This window comes from Lentzea tibetensis, from assembly GCF_007845675.1.
GTDB classification, from domain to species: Bacteria; Actinomycetota; Actinomycetes; order Mycobacteriales; family Pseudonocardiaceae; genus Lentzea; species Lentzea tibetensis.
Map to the genome: position 1 here is coordinate 12474 of NZ_VOBR01000033.1, position 16030 is coordinate 28503.

Genomic DNA, 16030 nt, shown 5'->3' on the forward strand with positions numbered 1-16030 from the left:
GACCTTCTCGCTCGGCGGTCACCCCAGCCCAGAGAGGAGGCGATCATGGCGAAGCCCAGCAAGGTTACGGCGGTCGCCGAGCTCGCGGACAAGTTCCGCGGCAGCTCGGCCGCAGTCGTTACCGAGTACCGCGGCCTCTCCATGGCGCAGCTCACCACGCTGCGTCGCGCTCTCGGCGCGGGCACCACGTACACCGTCGCGAAGAACACGCTGGTCAAGCGTGCTGCTGAGGACGCCGGCATCCAGGGCCTCGAGGCACTGCTCGCCGGCCCCACCGCCATCGCGTTCGTCGATGGCGAGCCGGTCGACGCCGCCAAGGCGCTGCGCGACTTCGCGAAGGACAACAAGGCCCTGATCATCAAGGGCGGCTACATGGATGGCCGCCCGCTCTCGGTCGAAGAGGTCTCCGCGATCGCGGACCTCGAGACCCGTGAGGTGCTGCTCGCCAAGCTGGCGGGCGCGATGAAGGGCAACCTGGCCAAGGCCGCGGGTCTGTTCAACGCCCCGGCCTCCCAGGTCGCTCGCCTGGTTGCTGCCCTGCAGGAGAAGAAGGCCGCGGAGGCGCCTGCCGCCGCCGAGGCCGACGCTCCCGCCGAAAGCTGATCACCCGCAAACATCCCCGCGTTAGCGGGTAATTAGAAAGGAACGCCATCATGGCGAAGCTCAGCACCGACGAGCTGCTCGACGCTTTCAAGGAGATGACCCTCCTGGAGCTGTCCGACTTCGTGAAGCAGTTCGAGGAGACCTTCGAGGTCACCGCCGCTGCTCCGGTCGCCGTTGCCGCCGTTGCCGGCCCGGCCGCCGCCGCCGAGGTCGAGGAGCAGACCGACTTCACCGTCGTCCTCGAGTCCGCGGGCGAGAAGAAGATCCAGGTCATCAAGGTCGTCCGCGAGGTCGTCTCGGGCCTGGGCCTGAAGGAGGCCAAGGAGCTGGTCGAGGCCGCTCCGAAGCCGCTCCTGGAGAACGTGGCGAAGGACGTCGCCGACGCCGCCAAGGAGAAGCTCGAGGCTGCCGGCGCCAAGATCTCGCTCAAGTGATCTAGCGCTTCACAGTCAGTTCGAAGGGCCGCGCATCCAACGGGGGTGCGCGGCCCTTTGCTGTCCGGCGACAACGAGCGTCCGCCCTGTCCGATTTGCACTTTTACGAACCAGCCGTGTTACCCGTTCGATACCTCATTAGGCCAACTGGTGAGTAACCCGAAAAGGTCAACCTCGTTGCACCTGTATGGCGCCGGCCGCCCCGGCGTCCTCGTGGGTTGCGTGTGGAGGTAGCGGATGGGTGTCGAGGTGGTCGTCGAAGGTCTGACGAAGTCCTTCGGCAAGCAGACCATCTGGGGTGACGTGACCCTGACGCTCCCGCCAGGAGAGGTCAGCGTGATGCTCGGCCCATCGGGAACCGGCAAGTCCGTGTTCCTGAAGTGCCTGGTCGGCCTGCTGAAGCCCGAAAAGGGCAAGATCATCATCAACGGTACGGACCTCGTCCGGTGCTCGGAGCACAAGCTCTACGAGATCCGGAAGATGTTCGGGGTGCTGTTCCAGGACGGCGCGTTGTTCGGGTCGATGAACCTGTACGACAACATCGCGTTCCCGCTGCGCGAGCACACCAAGAAGACCGAGGCCGAGGTTCGCCGGATCGTCCTCGAGAAGATGGAGATGGTCGGACTCGTCGGCGCGGAGAACAAGCTCCCCGGTGAGATCTCCGGCGGCATGCGCAAGCGCGCCGGGCTGGCGCGGGCGCTGGTGCTCGACCCCGAGATCATCCTGTGCGACGAACCCGACTCCGGGCTGGACCCGGTGCGCACCGCGTACCTCAGCCAGCTGCTGATCGACCTCAACGCGCAGATCGACGCGACGATCCTCATCGTCACGCACAACATCAACATCGCACGGACCGTGCCGGACAACCTCGGCATGCTGTTCCGGCGCGAGCTGATCATGTTCGGGCCGCGTGAGGTGCTGCTCACCAGCGACGAGCCGGTTGTCGAGCAGTTCCTGAACGGGCGTCGCCTCGGGCCGATCGGCATGTCCGAGGAGAAGGACACGGCCACGATGGCCGCCGAGCAGGCGCACGCCGACGCGGGGCACTCCGACGGGTCGCCCGACGAGGACATGCGCGGCGTCGTCCCGCAGATCGAACCCACACCCGGCCTGCCGAAACGCGACGCGGTGCGCCGTCGCAAGGACCGTGTCATGCAGATCCTGCACGACCTGCCCTACGAGGCGCAGCAGGGCATCATCGCCAGCCTCACCCCGGACGAGCAGGCGCACTACCGCGTCCACGCCGGCGCGCCCAGCCCCTGGCCGCGACAGGGCGGTGTCCTGTGACGACCCAGGCCTTCCCCGGCGCGGCCGCGCTCCGCGAGACCGGCAACCTGTGCCAGCTCGGCATCGACGTCGTGCGCACCACCTTCCGCAGGCCGTTCCAGCTCAAGGAGTTCATCCAGCAGAGCTGGTTCATCGTCAGCGTCACGGTGCTGCCGACCGCACTCGTCTCCATCCCGTTCGGCGCGGTCATCGCGCTGCAGCTGGGCAGCCTGACCCGTCAGATCGGCGCCCAGTCGTTCACCGGCGCGGCCAGCGTGCTCGCCATCATCCAGCAGGCCAGCCCGATCGTGACGGCGCTGCTCATCGCGGGCGCGGGCGGCAGTGCGATCTGCGCGGACATCGGGTCGCGCAAGATCCGCGAGGAGATCGACGCCATGGAGGTGCTCGGCGTCTCGCCGATCCACCGGCTCGTGGTGCCCCGCGTGCTCGCCACGATGCTGGTGGCCGTGCTGCTCAACGGCATGGTCAGCGTCGTCGGCGTGCTCGGCGGCTACTTCTTCAACGTGGTCATGCAGGACGGCACGCCCGGCGCGTACCTCGCCAGCTTCTCGGCACTCGCGCAGCTGCCGGACCTGTGGATCTCCGAGCTCAAGGCGCTGATCTTCGGGTTCATCGCGGGCATCGTCGCCGCCTACCGCGGCCTCAACCCCGCGGGCGGCCCGAAGGGCGTCGGTGACGCGGTCAACCAGGCCGTCGTCATCACGTTCCTGCTGCTGTTCTTCGTCAACTTCGTCCTCACCACGATCTACCTGCAGGTCGTGCCCGCGAAGGGGAGCTGATGGCGAACAGGGCAACTCAGACGCTGGACGACTTCGGCGACCAGCTCGCCTTCTACATCAAGGCGCTGGCGTGGACGCCCCGCGCGATCAGGCGCTACGGCAAGGAGACGCTGCGGCTGCTCGCCGAGGTGAGCTTCGGCAGCGGCGCGCTCGCGGTCATCGGCGGCACGATCGGCGTGATGGTCGGCCTGTCGGTGTTCACCGGCACGGTCGTCGGTCTGCAGGGCTTCACCGCCCTCAACCAGATCGGCACGTCCGCGTTCGCCGGCTTCGTCAGCGCGTACTTCAACACCCGTGAGATCGCGCCGCTGGTCGCGGGCCTCGCACTGAGCGCGACGGTCGGTTCCGGCTTCACCGCGCAGCTCGGCGCGATGCGGATCTCCGAGGAGATCGACGCGCTGGAGGTCATGGGCATCCCCAGCCTGCCGTTCCTCGTCACCACGCGGATCATCGCCGGTTTCGTCGCGATCATCCCGCTGTACGTGATCGGCCTGCTCACCAGCTACCTCGCGGCGCGGCTGATCACGGTCGAGTTCTACGGGCAGTCGGCGGGAACGTACGACCACTACTTCAACCTGTTCCTACCTCCGATCGACGTGCTCTGGTCGTTCGCCAAGGTGCTCGTCTTCGCCGTCGTGATCATCATGACCCACTGCTACTACGGCTACCGCGCCAGCGGCGGCCCCGCGGGCGTCGGTGTCGCCGTCGGCCGCGCCGTGCGGACCGCGATCGTCACCACCGCGGTGCTCGACTTCTTCCTCAGCCTCGCGATCTGGGGCGCGACCACGACGGTGAGGATCGCCGGATGAGGCACCGGATTCTCGGTATCGCCTTCCTCCTGGCGATCGCCATGTTCCTGACCCTGACGGTCGCGATCTACCGCGACGCGTTCGGCGACTACGTCAAGGTCACGCTGAAGACCGACCACATCGGCAACCAGCTGCAGACCGCGAGCGACGTCAAGGTGCGCGGGCTGATCGTCGGCACCGTCAAGGCCGTGCGCACCCGGGGCGAGGGCGCCGAGCTGGAGCTCGCGCTCGAACCGGACAAGGTCGGCCTGATCCCGCAGAACGTCTCCGCGCGCCTGCTGCCGAAGACCTTGTTCGGTGAGCGGTACGTGAACCTCGTGCTGCCGCAGGAGAAGAACGGGAAGCTCGGCGAGGGCGACGTCATCGAGCAGGACAGGTCCAGCAGCGCGATCGAGCTGGAACGCGTGCTCGACGACCTGATGCCGGTGCTCCAGTCGATCCAGCCGGAGAAGCTCGCCACGACGCTCACCGCGCTGTCGCAGGCGCTCGACGGCCGGGGCAAGCCGCTCGGCCAGACCCTGGTGAGCCTCGACTCCTACCTCGGTGAGCTGAACCCGCAGCTGCCGCTGCTCAAGGAGAACATCACCAAGCTCGCGGACGTCTCGAACGTCTACAGCGACGCGGCGCCGGACCTGATCCAGGCGCTCAACGACATGACCGTCACCAGCAAGACCCTGGTCGAGCAGAAGCAGAACCTGCTCGCGCTCTACGGGACGATGACGACCACGTCGCAGGACCTCACGAGCTTCCTCGCCGTGAACAAGAACAACCTGATTCAGCTCAACGACTCCGCGCGCCCGACGCTGGAGCTGCTGGCCAAGTACGCGCCCGAGTACCCGTGCCTGCTCAAGGGGCTCGCCGACTTCGAGCCGGTGATCAGCAAGGCGTTCGGTGAGGGCACGGCCGAGCCGGGCCTGCACATCACGCTGGAGATCACCCAGAACCGCGGCAAGTACCTGCCGAACAAGGACGAACCCGAGTACGCGGACAAGCGCGGACCCCGTTGCTTCGACCTCGTGCCGAGGCCGGACCCGTTCCCGCAGTACCCGCCGGACGGTCCGGTGCAGGACGGCTCGTCCGCGCCACCGCCCGCGCGCGTCGCGAACGACGGCATTCTGCCGCCCGCGAACGGCCTGAACACGAGCACGTCGTCGTTCATGGACGCGCGGAGCCTCGCGAACTCACCGGAGGAGCAGGCGTTGATCGCCGCGCTGTTCGGCCCGCAGGTCGGCGTCGAGTACCAGCAGATGCCCAGCTGGTCGGCACTCCTGCTCGGCCCGCTCGCACGGGGGACGGAGGTGACGGTCAAGTGAAGGGTGTTCTCTCCCCGCTGCTCAAGCTGATCGCGTTCGCCGTCGTCACGATCCTCGCGACCACGTTGCTCGCGGTGACCATCGCGAACGTGAACCTGAGCAGCGCCACGGACTACTCGGCCCGCTTCACCGACGTGACCGCGCTCAACGAGGGCGACGACGTCCGCATCGCCGGTGTCCGGGTCGGCCAGGTCGACGGCATCAAGGTCGTCGACCGGCGCCTCGCCGAGGTCGCGTTCTCCATCGACGGCGACCGCAAGCTGCCCGAGTCCGTCACCGCGACGATCAAGTACCGCAACCTCGTCGGCCAGCGCTACATCGCGCTGGAGTACGGCACCGGCAAGACCGGCGTCCTGCCCGAGGGCGGGGTGATCCCGCTGGACCGCACCAAGCCCGCGCTGGATCTCACGGTGCTGTTCAACGGCTTCAAGCCGCTGTTCCAGGCGCTGTCGCCGGAGGACGTCAACAAGCTCAGCTTCGAGATCATCCAGGTGCTCCAGGGCGAGGGCGGCACGATCGACAGCCTGCTGAAGCACACCGCGTCGCTCACCTCCACGCTCGCGGGCAAGGACAAGGTGATCGGCGAGGTCGTCACCAACCTCAACACCGTGCTGGACACGGTGAACTCGCGCGGCGACGACCTCAACAACCTGGTGATCACGTTGCAGCAGCTCGTCTCCGGGCTCGCGCAGGACAAGGACGCGATCGGCGAGGCCATCACCGGCATCGGCGACCTCACCAACGCGACCGCGGGCCTGCTGGAGCAGGGCCGCCAGCCGTTGAAGGACGACATCGCGGCGCTCGGCCTGGTCTCCAAGAACCTGGGCGACAACGAGCAGATCGTCGAAGGCGTGCTCCAGCGGTTGCCGAACAAGCTGGAGACGATCACCCGCACCGCGACCTACGGCTCGTGGTTCAACTTCTTCCTCTGCGAGGGCAGCGGAAAGATCGCCGTCCCACCGGTGATCAACGACCCGATCCCGATCACGGCTCTGCCGGTCACCCAGCAGAGGTGCCGTCGATGAACAAGCGAAACCCCATCGCCGTCGGCGCGATCAGCCTCACGCTCATCGCGTTGCTGCTGCTCGCCGCCTTCTACTCGGACGACCTGCCGATCGTCGGCAGCGGCACGAGCTACGCGGCCGACTTCAGCGAGGCCGCCGGTCTGGTGCCCGGCAACGAGGTCCGCGTCGCGGGCGTCAAGGTCGGCAAGGTGACCAAGGTGGCGCTCAACGGCGACAAGGTGAAGGTGACCTTCAAGGTCAAGGACGCCTGGCTCGGCGACCGCACCACCGCGGCGATCCGCATCAAGACGTTGCTGGGCCAGAAGTTCCTCGCGCTCGACCCGCAGGGGCTCACGCCGCTCAGCCCGAGCCAGCCGATCCCGAAGGACCGCACGCTCGCGCCGTACGACGTGAACGAGGCCTTCAACGGACTGGCCACCACGGTCGGCCAGATCGACACCAAGCAGCTCGCGGACAGCTTCACCGTGCTCGCCGAGACGTTCAAGGACTCGCCGGAACACGTCCGCGGCGCGCTGGACGGCCTGTCCGCGCTGTCCAAGACGATCTCCTCGCGCGACGAGCAGCTGGCGAAGCTGCTGGACAACACGAGGCAGATCACCAAGACGCTGTCCGACCGCAACGAGCAGTTCGAGAAGCTGCTGAGCGACGGCAACGTCCTGCTCGGCGAGCTGCGCAAGCGCCGTGACGCGATCCACGCGCTGCTCGTCGGCACCCAGAACCTGTCCCGCGAGTTGCAAGGGCTGGTCAACGACAACTCCGAGCAGCTCAAGCCGGCACTCCAGCAGTTGGAGCGGGTCACCACGATGTTGCAGCGCAACCAGGACAAGCTCGACCGCAGCCTCGGGCTGATGGCGCCGTTCTACCGGGTGTTCGCGAACACCCTGGGCAACGGGCGCTGGTTCGACACCTACATCTGCGGCCTGCTCCCGCCGTCGGTGAACCTCGGCGTCGTCGGGTTCAACGAGGAAGGCTGCCTGCCGCCGGGGGTGACCCGATGACCGCGACCACCAGGGTCGGCAAGGACATCGGCCGCGCGATCGCCATCGCGTGCGTCATCGCGCTGGTCGCGTCGTTCGCGATGTGGTGGATCTTCGCTGGCGCCAACAGCCGCAAGATCACCGCGCACTTCGCCGCGGCCGTCGGCGTGTACCCCGGCTCGGACGTGCGGGTGCTCGGCGTGCGGGTCGGCACGATCGAGGACGTCGTCCCCGAGGGCAAGACGGTCAAGGTCGTGTTCAGCGTCGACCGGTCGGTGCGGATCCCGTCGCAGGCGCAGGCCGTCGTCGTCGCGCCCAGCGTCGTCAGCGACCGGTACGTGCAGCTGGCCCCGGTCTACACCGGCGGGCCGACGATCGGCGACAACGCGGTGATCCCGCGCGAGCGCACCGCGACGCCGGTCGAGCTCGACGAGCTGTACGCGTCGCTGGACAAGCTGACCACCGCGCTCGGCCCGAACGGCGCCAACGCCGACGGTGCCCTCGCAGACCTGCTGAACTCGGCCGCCAAGAACCTCGACGGCAACGGCCAGGCGCTCAACGACACCATCAAGAACCTCGGCCAGGCGACGCGGACCCTGTCCGGGTCCAAGGAAGACCTGTTCGCCACTGTCGACAACCTGCAGAAGTTCACCGCGATGCTCGCGGCGAACGACAGTCAGGTGCGCGACTTCAACAACCAGCTCGCGACCGTCGCCGGGTTCCTCGCCGACGACCGCGAGGACCTGGGTGCCGCGCTGAAGGAGCTGGCCACCGCGCTCGGCGTGGTGCAGGGGTTCATCAAGGACAACCGCGACGTGCTCAAGTCGAACGTGGACAAGCTCGCGTCGATCACGCAGGTGCTGGTCAACCAGCGCGCCGCGCTCGCCGAGACGCTCGACGTCGCGCCGCTCGCGCTGGGCAACCTGCAGAACTCCTACAACGCGTCGTCCGGCACGCTCGACACGCGCGCGGACATCAACGAGCTCAACCAGCCGCCGATCGTGCTGATCTGCAAGCTCGTGCAGCAGGCGACGCCGAACAACGTGCCGCCGCTGCTCGCGCAGACCTGCCAGCAGCTGGAGCCGATCCTGAGCGGCAAGGACAAGCTGCCGACGCCGGCGCAGATCGTCGGTGACCTGTCCGCGGGCAAGGTTCCGCTGCCCCTTCCGCAGGCGGGGGTGCCGACCAAGTGAAGCGACTGATCGTTGTGCTCGCGCTGCTGGTGGCCGGATGCGGTTCCGGCGGGTTCGACGGCGTCTACAACATGCCGCTGCCCGGCGGCGCGGACGTCGGAGACGACCCGTACCGCGTCAAGGTGCGCTTCAAGGACGTGCTCGACCTCGTGCCGCAGGCCGGCGTGAAGGTCAACGACGTCCCCGTCGGCCGCGTCGAGCGGATCGACCTCGCGCCCGACGGCTGGACCGCCGAGGTCACCGTCCTGGTGAACGGCGACGTCAAGCTGCCGGCAAACGCTTTCGCCAAGCTGCGCCAGTCCGCGCTGCTCGGTGAGAAGTACGTCGAGCTCGGCAAGCCAAAGGACGCCGCGGGCGCGCTCGCGAACGACGCCGTCATCCCGGTCGAGCGGACCAACCGCAACCCCGAGGTCGAAGAGGTCTTCGGCGCGTTGTCGCTGCTCCTCAACGGTGGTGGCGTGGCGCAGCTGCAGAACATCACCAAGGAGCTGAACACCGCCCTCGACGGCAACGAGCAGGAGATCCGCTCGCTGCTCAAGAACCTCGACACGTTCGTCGGCGAGCTGGACGCGCACAAGGGCGAGATCGTCCGCGCGCTCGACGGCCTCAACCGGCTCGGCGGCACGCTCGCCGCGCAGAACCAGCAGCTCGGCACGGCCATCACGGACCTCGGTCCCGGTCTCGCGGTGCTGAGCGAGCAGCGCACGCAGCTCGTGACGCTGCTCCAGTCGCTCGACAAGCTGTCCGAGGTCGCGGTCGACACGGTCAACAAGAGCCGCGACGACCTGGTCGCGAACCTCAAGGCGCTGCGGCCGACGCTGCAGAAGCTCGCCGAGTCCGGGCAGAACCTGCCCAAGGCGTTCGAGCTGCTGCTGACCTACCCGTTCCCGGACGCCGCGGTCGACGGCATCAAGGGTGACTACACGAACCTCTACGCCGACCTCGACCTCAACCTCGGCACGGTGCTGGACAACCTGAGCCGGTCGAGGCAGTCGCCGCTGGACGGGATCCTGCCGCCCAGCACCCCGTTGCCGCTGCCGAACCTGCCCCTGCCCCTGCCCCTGCCGGGGCAGAACGGCAGCACCGGTCTCGGTGACGTGCTGGGCGGGCTGCTGGGAGGTGGCAAGAAGTGATCACGCGTGGGGTGAAGCTCCAGATCACCGCGTTCGTGCTGATCGCGCTGCTCGGCGTGAGCTACGTCAGCGCCAACTACGTGGGCCTGTTCCAGTCGTCGAAGTACACGGTGACGATGCAGCTCGCGGACTCCGGCGGCATCTTCTCCAACGCCGAGGTCACCTACCGCGGCGTCACCGTCGGCCGGGTCGGCCAGCTGCGGCTCACCGCCGACGGCATCGACGTCGACCTGGAGATCGACCCGGACGCGCCGCGCATCGCGAAGGACACCGAGGCCGTCGTCGCCAACCGGTCCGCGGTCGGCGAGCAGTTCGTCGATCTCAGGCCGCGCAGCGGTGACGGCCCGTACCTCGAGGCCGGGTCGGTGATCCCGCGCAGCGCGACGCGAACGCCGCCGCCCGTCGACAACCTGCTGACGAACCTGGACGCGTTCGCGAAGTCCGTGCCGACGGACTCGCTGAAGACCGTCGTCGACGAGCTGCACAACGCGTTCAACGGCACCGGTGGCGATCTCCAGGTGCTGCTGGACAACACCCAGGCGTTCACGCAGGCCGCGCGCGACCACCTGCCGCAGACCACCGCGCTGCTGCGCGACGGCAGGGTCGTGCTCACCACGCAGGCCGCTCAAGGCGGCGCGATCAGGTCGTTCAGCGCGGACCTCAAGCTCGTCGCCGAGCAGCTCAAGATGTCCGACGGCGACCTGCGCAGGCTGATCGCCGCGGTGCCGCCGGTGTCCGAGCAGGTGTCCGGCCTGCTGCGGGAGAGCGGCCCGAACCTGGGCGTGGTGTTCGCGAACCTGTTGACCACCTCGAACATCCTGGTCACCCGCCGCGATGGTCTGGAGCAGATCGCGGTGACGTACCCACTGGTCGTGGGTGGTGGCTTCACCGTCGCGCCCGGTGACGGCTCCGCCCACTTCGGCCTCGCGCTGAACGTGTTCGACCCGCCTCCGTGCACGGTCGGCTACGAGGGCACCCAGGTCCGTCACGGCACCGACACGTCGCCGGTGGCGCTGAACACGCAGGCCTACTGCGCGCTCGCGCGCGGAAGTGCGACCGCGGTCCGCGGCTCGCAGAACGCCCCGTACGGTGGCACGCCGTCGACCCCGGTCGGGAACGCCACGACCCAGCCGGGGCAGGAGCCTGCGCAGGCCGCCGAGCCCCCGCTGCTGACCACCTTCGGTCAGCTGCTGGGTCTGCCCAGCTAGTAGTTCTGCCCAGCTAGAGGAGCTTGTCTCGTGAACGTCCGACTCGCCACCACGATCGCCGCCGTACTGGCGGTGGTCGCGTTCGGGTACGCCGCGTGGGCCGGGGTGTCCTGGTACGGCAACGCGCACGGCGACACCGCCGGGTACGCAGGGCAGCGCGACGAAGCGCTGATGGCGGGCCAGGTGGGCATCAACAACTTCCTCACGCTCGACTACCGCAAGGTCGACGAGGACCTGAACCGCTGGCTGAGCTCGTCGACCGGTGAACTGCGGTCGGAGATCGACAAGGATCGCGAGTCGCGGAAGAAGCAGCTCGTCGACGCCAAGACCATCACGACTTCGAAGGTGCTCGGCGCGGCGGTGACCGAGCTGGACGACCGGTCCGGCAAGGCCAAGGTCATCGCCGTGGTGGAGAGCACCGTGACGCCGGAGGGCGGCGAGGCCGTCCGCAAGGTCAACCGGTACGTCACGGAGCTGACCCGCACCGAGGACGGCTGGAAGCTCAGCCAGCTCGGCCCGCTGCGGGCCGGCGGCGTCTGAGCGAAGCTTTCTTCACCGAGGATTGGAAACGCACGTGCCCCCCATCCGTCGTCGCCCCGTTCCCACGCCGCCCGCAGGCGGCCGCCCCAAGGTGGCCGGCCTGACCAAGCGTCCCGGTGGTGCGCCCGCAGAGCCCGAGGTCGCCGAGGTCGCCGAGCAGGCGCAGGTCGCCGAGCCGGTGGTCGAGGACGTCGTGGCCGAGGAGACGGAGCCGGTCGCCGTCGAGCAGGTCGAGGACGCCGCGGAGGAGACGACCGCCGACGAGTCCAGGCCGAACTGGGTGCTGCCCGCCGCGCTGGTCGTCGTCGCGCTGCTGCTCGTGGGGCTCGGCGTCTTCTTCCAGACGCGCGACAACGCGACCGTCGACATGGCGCTCGTGGACTCCGCGGCGACCGCCGAGGTCAACGGCCAGGTGCGCGAGGGGATCGAGAAGGCCTTCTCGTACAACTTCGCGGACGTCGACGCCACCGAGAAGGCGGCGAACGAGCTGCTCACGGGTGCCGCGAAGTGCCAGTACAACGCCGTGTTCGGACCGGTGAAGACGCTCGCGCCGCAGCAGAAGCTGGTCGTGACCGTGAAGGTCGTGGCGAGCGGCGTGACCACGCTCAGGGACGACCGCGCGAACGTGCTGGTCTTCGTCGACCAGGTCACGACCCGCACGACGGACAACCAGACCGGCGGCGGCACCGCGATGCTGCAGGCCAGCGCCCTGAAGTCCGACGGCCGCTGGAAGATCGACAACCTGGTGATGTTCGGTCAGACGGCTGAGCAGACCGAGCAGATGAGGCAGTGCAAGTAGGCGACACGCGTGACGTCGATCACACTTTCACGGCCTGAACTCGTGGCGCTCTGTACATCCGCTTGAAGAGCGCCAACCTTTCACCAAATCCGGCGCACTCGTGTTTCCGCAGGTCAAAACCCGTTACTCCTGGTAAACGAGGCTTCGTCCACAGGGGTGATCGGCGCGTGGCATCTTGACTGCGCGCTCATAGGGGGTCACTCTGTCGGTGAACACGAGAAAGGTCCTTCCAGGTGCCTCTCGACAGTCGCCGTGCGCGTGGCTAGACTGCCCCTTTGCGCTGCCCATTTTCCGCTTGCCCTTCGCCGAGAGCGTGGATAGCTGGGCATCGCCGCACCCTTGACAGCCGTGCTAGTTCGCTCTAGCCAGCTACCTGTCCCTGGAAGGACGCATCTTGGCGATCTCTCGCGCGACCAAGGCCACTGCTGCGACCAACTCCACGTCGGGGATCCCTGGAGCGCCCAAGCGGGTCTCGTTCGCGAAGATTCACGAGCCGCTGACGACGCCCAACCTGCTTGACCTGCAGATCCAGTCCTTTGAGTGGCTCACCGGCAACGAGGCGTGGTTCCAGCGCCGCGTCGACGCCGGCGACGAGGCTCCCACGAGTGGCCTCGAAGAGGTCCTCAACGAGATCTCGCCGATCGAGGATTTCTCCGGCTCCATGTCACTGTCCTTCTCCGACCCGCGCTTCGACGAGGTCAAGGCCTCGACCGAAGAGTGCAAGGACAAGGACATGACGTACGCGGCTCCGCTGTTCGTCACGGCCGAGTTCACCAACCACACCACTGGCGAGATCAAGAGCCAGACGGTGTTCATGGGTGACTTCCCGATGATGACGGACAAGGGAACGTTCATCATCAACGGCACCGAGCGGGTAGTGGTCTCCCAGCTCGTTCGTTCCCCCGGCGTCTACTACGACACCGCGGTGGACAAGACGACCGACAAGGACGTCTTCAGCGTCAAGATCATCCCGTCCCGGGGTGCCTGGCTGGAGTTCGACGTCGACAAGCGCGACACGGTTGGTGTCCGCATCGACCGCAAGCGCCGTCAGCCGGTCACCGTGCTGCTGAAGGCACTGGGCTGGACCACGGAGCAGATTCGCGAGCGATTCGCGTTCAGCGAGACGTTGCTGACGACGCTCGAGAAGGACCACACCGCAGGTACCGACGAGGCGTTGCTCGACATCTACCGCAAGCTGCGTCCGGGTGAGCCGCCGACGAAGGAGTCGGCGCAGGCCCTGCTGGAGAACCTGTTCTTCAAGGACAAGCGCTACGACCTCGCGAAGGTCGGCCGGTACAAGGTCAACAAGAAGCTCGGCCTGGGCATCGAGATCAACACCGGCGTGCTGACCGAGGACGACATCGTCACGACGATCGAGTACCTCGTTCGCCTGCACGCGGGTGAGACGTCGATGCAGCCGGGCGACATGGAGGTGCCGGTCGAGGTCGACGACATCGACCACTTCGGCAACCGCCGCCTGCGCACCGTCGGCGAGCTGATCCAGAACCAGATCCGGGTCGGCCTCTCCCGCATGGAGCGCGTGGTCCGCGAGCGGATGACCACCCAGGACGTCGAGGCGATCACGCCGCAGACCCTGATCAACATCCGCCCGGTCGTCGCCGCGATCAAGGAGTTCTTCGGAACCTCCCAGCTGTCGCAGTTCATGGACCAGACCAACCCCCTCGCGGGTCTGACCCACAAGCGCCGCCTGTCGGCGCTGGGTCCGGGTGGTCTGTCCCGTGAGCGGGCCGGCATGGAGGTCCGCGACGTCCACCCGTCGCACTACGGCCGCATGTGCCCGATCGAGACGCCGGAAGGCCCGAACATCGGCCTGATCGGTTCGCTCTCCTCCTACGCGCGGGTCAACCCGTTCGGCTTCATCGAGACGCCGTACCGCAAGGTCGTCGACGGCCGGGTCACCGACCAGATCGACTACCTGACGGCCGACGAAGAGGACCGTTACGTCAAGGCGCAGGCGAACTCGCCGACCGACCTCGACGGCAACTTCCTCGAGGAGAAGGTCCTCGTCCGCAAGAAGGGCGGCGAGGTCGAGTTCATCGTCCCGAACAACGTGGACTACATGGACGTCTCGCCGCGCCAGATGGTGTCGGCCGCGACCGCCATGATCCCGTTCCTCGAGCACGACGACGCGAACCGCGCTCTCATGGGTGCGAACATGCAGCGTCAGGCCGTGCCGCTGCTCCGCTCCGAGGCCCCGCTCGTGGGTACCGGCATGGAGCTGCGCGCCGCCGTCGACGCCGGTGACGTCGTCGTCGCCAAGAAGACGGGTGCGGTCGAGGAGGTCTCCGCCGACTACATCACGGTCATGGCGGACGACGGCTCGCGCCAGACCTACGGCCTGCACAAGTTCCGCCGGTCGAACCAGGGCACCTGCATCAACCAGAAGCCCATCGTCAACGAGGGCGACCGGATCGAGGTCGGTCAGGTTCTTGCCGACGGTCCTTGCACCGAGAACGCCGAGATGGCGCTCGGCAAGAACCTGCTCGTGGCGATCATGCCGTGGGAAGGCCACAACTACGAGGACGCGATCATCCTGTCGCAGCGCCTCGTGCAGGACGACGTTCTCACCTCGATCCACATCGAGGAGCACGAGATCGACGCCCGCGACACGAAGCTCGGCGCCGAGGAGATCACTCGGGACATCCCGAACGTCTCCGAAGAGGTGCTGGCGGACCTGGACGAGCGCGGCATCATCCGCATCGGTGCCGAGGTCCAGCCGGGCGACATCCTGGTCGGCAAGGTCACGCCCAAGGGCGAGACCGAGCTGACCCCGGAGGAGCGCCTGCTCCGCGCGATCTTCGGTGAGAAGGCGCGCGAGGTGCGCGACACCTCGCTGAAGGTGCCGCACGGCGAGTACGGCAAGGTCATCGGCATCCGCGTCTTCAGCCGCGAGGACGACGACGAGCTGCCTCCGGGCGTGAACGAGCTCGTCCGCGTCTACGTCGCCCAGAAGCGCAAGATCCAGGACGGCGACAAGCTCGCCGGCCGCCACGGCAACAAGGGCGTCATCGGCAAGATCCTCCCCGTCGAGGACATGCCGTTCCTCGAGGACGGCACGCCGGTCGACATCGTGCTGAACACGCACGGTGTGCCGCGTCGTATGAACATCGGCCAGGTGCTGGAGACCCACCTCGGGTGGATCGCCAAGCAGGGCTGGAGCATCAACGGCGACCCGGACTGGGCGAAGAACCTGCCCGAGGAGCTGTACGAGGTCGACCCCGGCACGAACACCGCGACCCCCGTCTTCGACGGTGCGCGCGAGGAGGAGATCACGGGCCTGCTGGGCTCGACGGTCCCGAACCGCGACGGCGAGCGGATGGTCAAGGAGAACGGCAAGGCGCAGCTCTTCGACGGGCGCAGCGGCGAGCCGTACCCCTTCCCGGTGTCGGTCGGCTACATGTACATCCTGAAGCTGCTGCACCTGGTCGACGACAAGATCCACGCGCGTTCGACCGGCCCGTACTCGATGATCACGCAGCAGCCGCTGGGTGGTAAGGCGCAGTTCGGTGGTCAGCGTTTCGGTGAGATGGAGTGCTGGGCGATGCAGGCGTACGGCGCCGCATACACCCTGCAGGAGCTGCTCACGATCAAGTCCGACGACGTGCTCGGCCGCGTGAAGGTCTACGAGGCCATCGTCAAGGGCGAGAACATCCCGGAACCCGGTATCCCGGAGTCCTTCAAGGTGCTGCTCAAGGAGCTGCAGTCGCTGTGCCTCAACGTCGAGGTGCTGTCTTCGGACGGCGCTGCGATCGAGATGCGCGACGGCGACGATGAGGACCTGGAGCGTGCGGCCGCGAACCTCGGCATCAACCTGTCGAGGTCCGAGTCGCCCTCTGTCGACGACGTCGTCAACTAGGTCTCGCCGGTCACCGGGGGTGCCTCCCGCGCCCCTGGTGACCACTCCACCAG

At 67.5% G+C, this 16030-nt stretch carries 14 protein-coding genes; all 14 read left to right on the forward strand.

Features of this window, described 5'->3' with window-relative positions; genetic code table 11:
- The first annotated feature begins 45 nt into the window (after positions 1 to 45).
- The 14 genes from rplJ (at position 46) to rpoB (ending at position 15977) form a co-directional block, all read left to right on the forward strand.
- Complete coding sequence (gene rplJ / locus FKR81_RS35945; protein WP_146358687.1) at positions 46 to 603, forward strand: 50S ribosomal protein L10; 558 nt, start codon at positions 46 to 48, stop codon at positions 601 to 603.
- Positions 604 to 653: 50 nt separating this feature from the next.
- Positions 654 to 1037 carry a 50S ribosomal protein L7/L12 gene (gene rplL, locus FKR81_RS35950; protein WP_146358688.1) on the forward strand — a complete coding sequence of 128 codons (384 nt, stop codon included), beginning with the start codon at positions 654 to 656 and terminating at the stop codon, positions 1035 to 1037.
- 237 nt (positions 1038 to 1274) lie between these two features.
- A complete protein-coding gene (locus FKR81_RS35955; protein WP_146358689.1) occupies positions 1275 to 2324 on the forward strand; it encodes an ABC transporter ATP-binding protein in 1050 nt (349 codons plus the stop codon).
- Positions 2321 to 3103, forward strand: a complete 783-nt coding sequence (locus FKR81_RS35960) for an MlaE family ABC transporter permease (RefSeq protein WP_146358690.1) — start codon at positions 2321 to 2323, stop codon at positions 3101 to 3103. Before FKR81_RS35955 ends, FKR81_RS35960 begins: the two co-directional genes overlap by 4 nt.
- On the forward strand, positions 3103 to 3912 hold the full coding sequence (locus FKR81_RS35965; protein ID WP_146358691.1) for an MlaE family ABC transporter permease: 810 nt from the start codon (positions 3103 to 3105) through the stop codon (positions 3910 to 3912). The genes FKR81_RS35960 and FKR81_RS35965 overlap by 1 nt, the downstream gene beginning before the upstream one ends.
- The gene (locus tag FKR81_RS35970; RefSeq protein ID WP_146358692.1) at positions 3909 to 5225 is read left to right on the forward strand and encodes an MCE family protein; all 1317 of its coding nucleotides are present in this window, start codon (positions 3909 to 3911) and stop codon (positions 5223 to 5225) included. The genes FKR81_RS35965 and FKR81_RS35970 overlap by 4 nt, the downstream gene beginning before the upstream one ends.
- Positions 5222 to 6250: an MCE family protein gene (locus FKR81_RS35975; protein WP_146358693.1), complete on the forward strand. Its 1029-nt coding sequence runs from the start codon at positions 5222 to 5224 to the stop codon at positions 6248 to 6250. The genes FKR81_RS35970 and FKR81_RS35975 overlap by 4 nt, the downstream gene beginning before the upstream one ends.
- A complete protein-coding gene (locus tag FKR81_RS35980) occupies positions 6238 to 7248 on the forward strand; it encodes an MCE family protein (RefSeq protein WP_186763376.1) in 1011 nt (336 codons plus the stop codon). Before FKR81_RS35975 ends, FKR81_RS35980 begins: the two co-directional genes overlap by 13 nt.
- Entirely contained in the window at positions 7245 to 8420 is a 1176-nt protein-coding gene (locus FKR81_RS35985; RefSeq protein WP_146358695.1) for an MCE family protein, read from the forward strand. The genes FKR81_RS35980 and FKR81_RS35985 overlap by 4 nt, the downstream gene beginning before the upstream one ends.
- Positions 8417 to 9553, forward strand: a complete 1137-nt coding sequence (locus FKR81_RS35990; RefSeq protein WP_146358696.1) for an MCE family protein — start codon at positions 8417 to 8419, stop codon at positions 9551 to 9553. The genes FKR81_RS35985 and FKR81_RS35990 overlap by 4 nt, the downstream gene beginning before the upstream one ends.
- On the forward strand, positions 9550 to 10761 hold the full coding sequence (locus FKR81_RS35995; protein WP_146358697.1) for an MCE family protein: 1212 nt from the start codon (positions 9550 to 9552) through the stop codon (positions 10759 to 10761). Before FKR81_RS35990 ends, FKR81_RS35995 begins: the two co-directional genes overlap by 4 nt.
- A 30-nt stretch (positions 10762 to 10791) precedes the next feature.
- On the forward strand, positions 10792 to 11301 hold the full coding sequence (locus tag FKR81_RS36000; RefSeq protein WP_146358698.1) for a nuclear transport factor 2 family protein: 510 nt from the start codon (positions 10792 to 10794) through the stop codon (positions 11299 to 11301).
- 34 nt (positions 11302 to 11335) lie between these two features.
- Entirely contained in the window at positions 11336 to 12100 is a 765-nt protein-coding gene (locus FKR81_RS36005; RefSeq protein WP_146358699.1) for a hypothetical protein, read from the forward strand.
- 394 nt (positions 12101 to 12494) lie between these two features.
- Positions 12495 to 15977 (forward strand): DNA-directed RNA polymerase subunit beta, encoded by a 3483-nt coding sequence (rpoB, locus tag FKR81_RS36010; RefSeq protein WP_146358700.1) that lies wholly within the window; start codon positions 12495 to 12497, stop codon positions 15975 to 15977.
- Positions 15978 to 16030 lie beyond the last annotated feature (53 nt).

What these genes read in the sequence shown, in the direction of transcription:
- rplJ (WP_146358687.1), top strand. Translation starts at nt 46, where the DNA reads ATGGCGAAGCCCAGCAAGGTTACGGCGGTCGCCGAGCTCGCGGACAAG.
- FKR81_RS35970 (WP_146358692.1), top strand. Translation starts at nt 3,909, where the DNA reads ATGAGGCACCGGATTCTCGGTATCGCCTTCCTCCTGGCGATCGCCATG.
- rplL (WP_146358688.1), top strand. Translation starts at nt 654, where the DNA reads ATGGCGAAGCTCAGCACCGACGAGCTGCTCGACGCTTTCAAGGAGATG.
- FKR81_RS35955 (WP_146358689.1), top strand. Translation starts at nt 1,275, where the DNA reads ATGGGTGTCGAGGTGGTCGTCGAAGGTCTGACGAAGTCCTTCGGCAAG.
- FKR81_RS35985 (WP_146358695.1), top strand. Translation starts at nt 7,245, where the DNA reads ATGACCGCGACCACCAGGGTCGGCAAGGACATCGGCCGCGCGATCGCC.
- FKR81_RS35965 (WP_146358691.1), top strand. Translation starts at nt 3,103, where the DNA reads ATGGCGAACAGGGCAACTCAGACGCTGGACGACTTCGGCGACCAGCTC.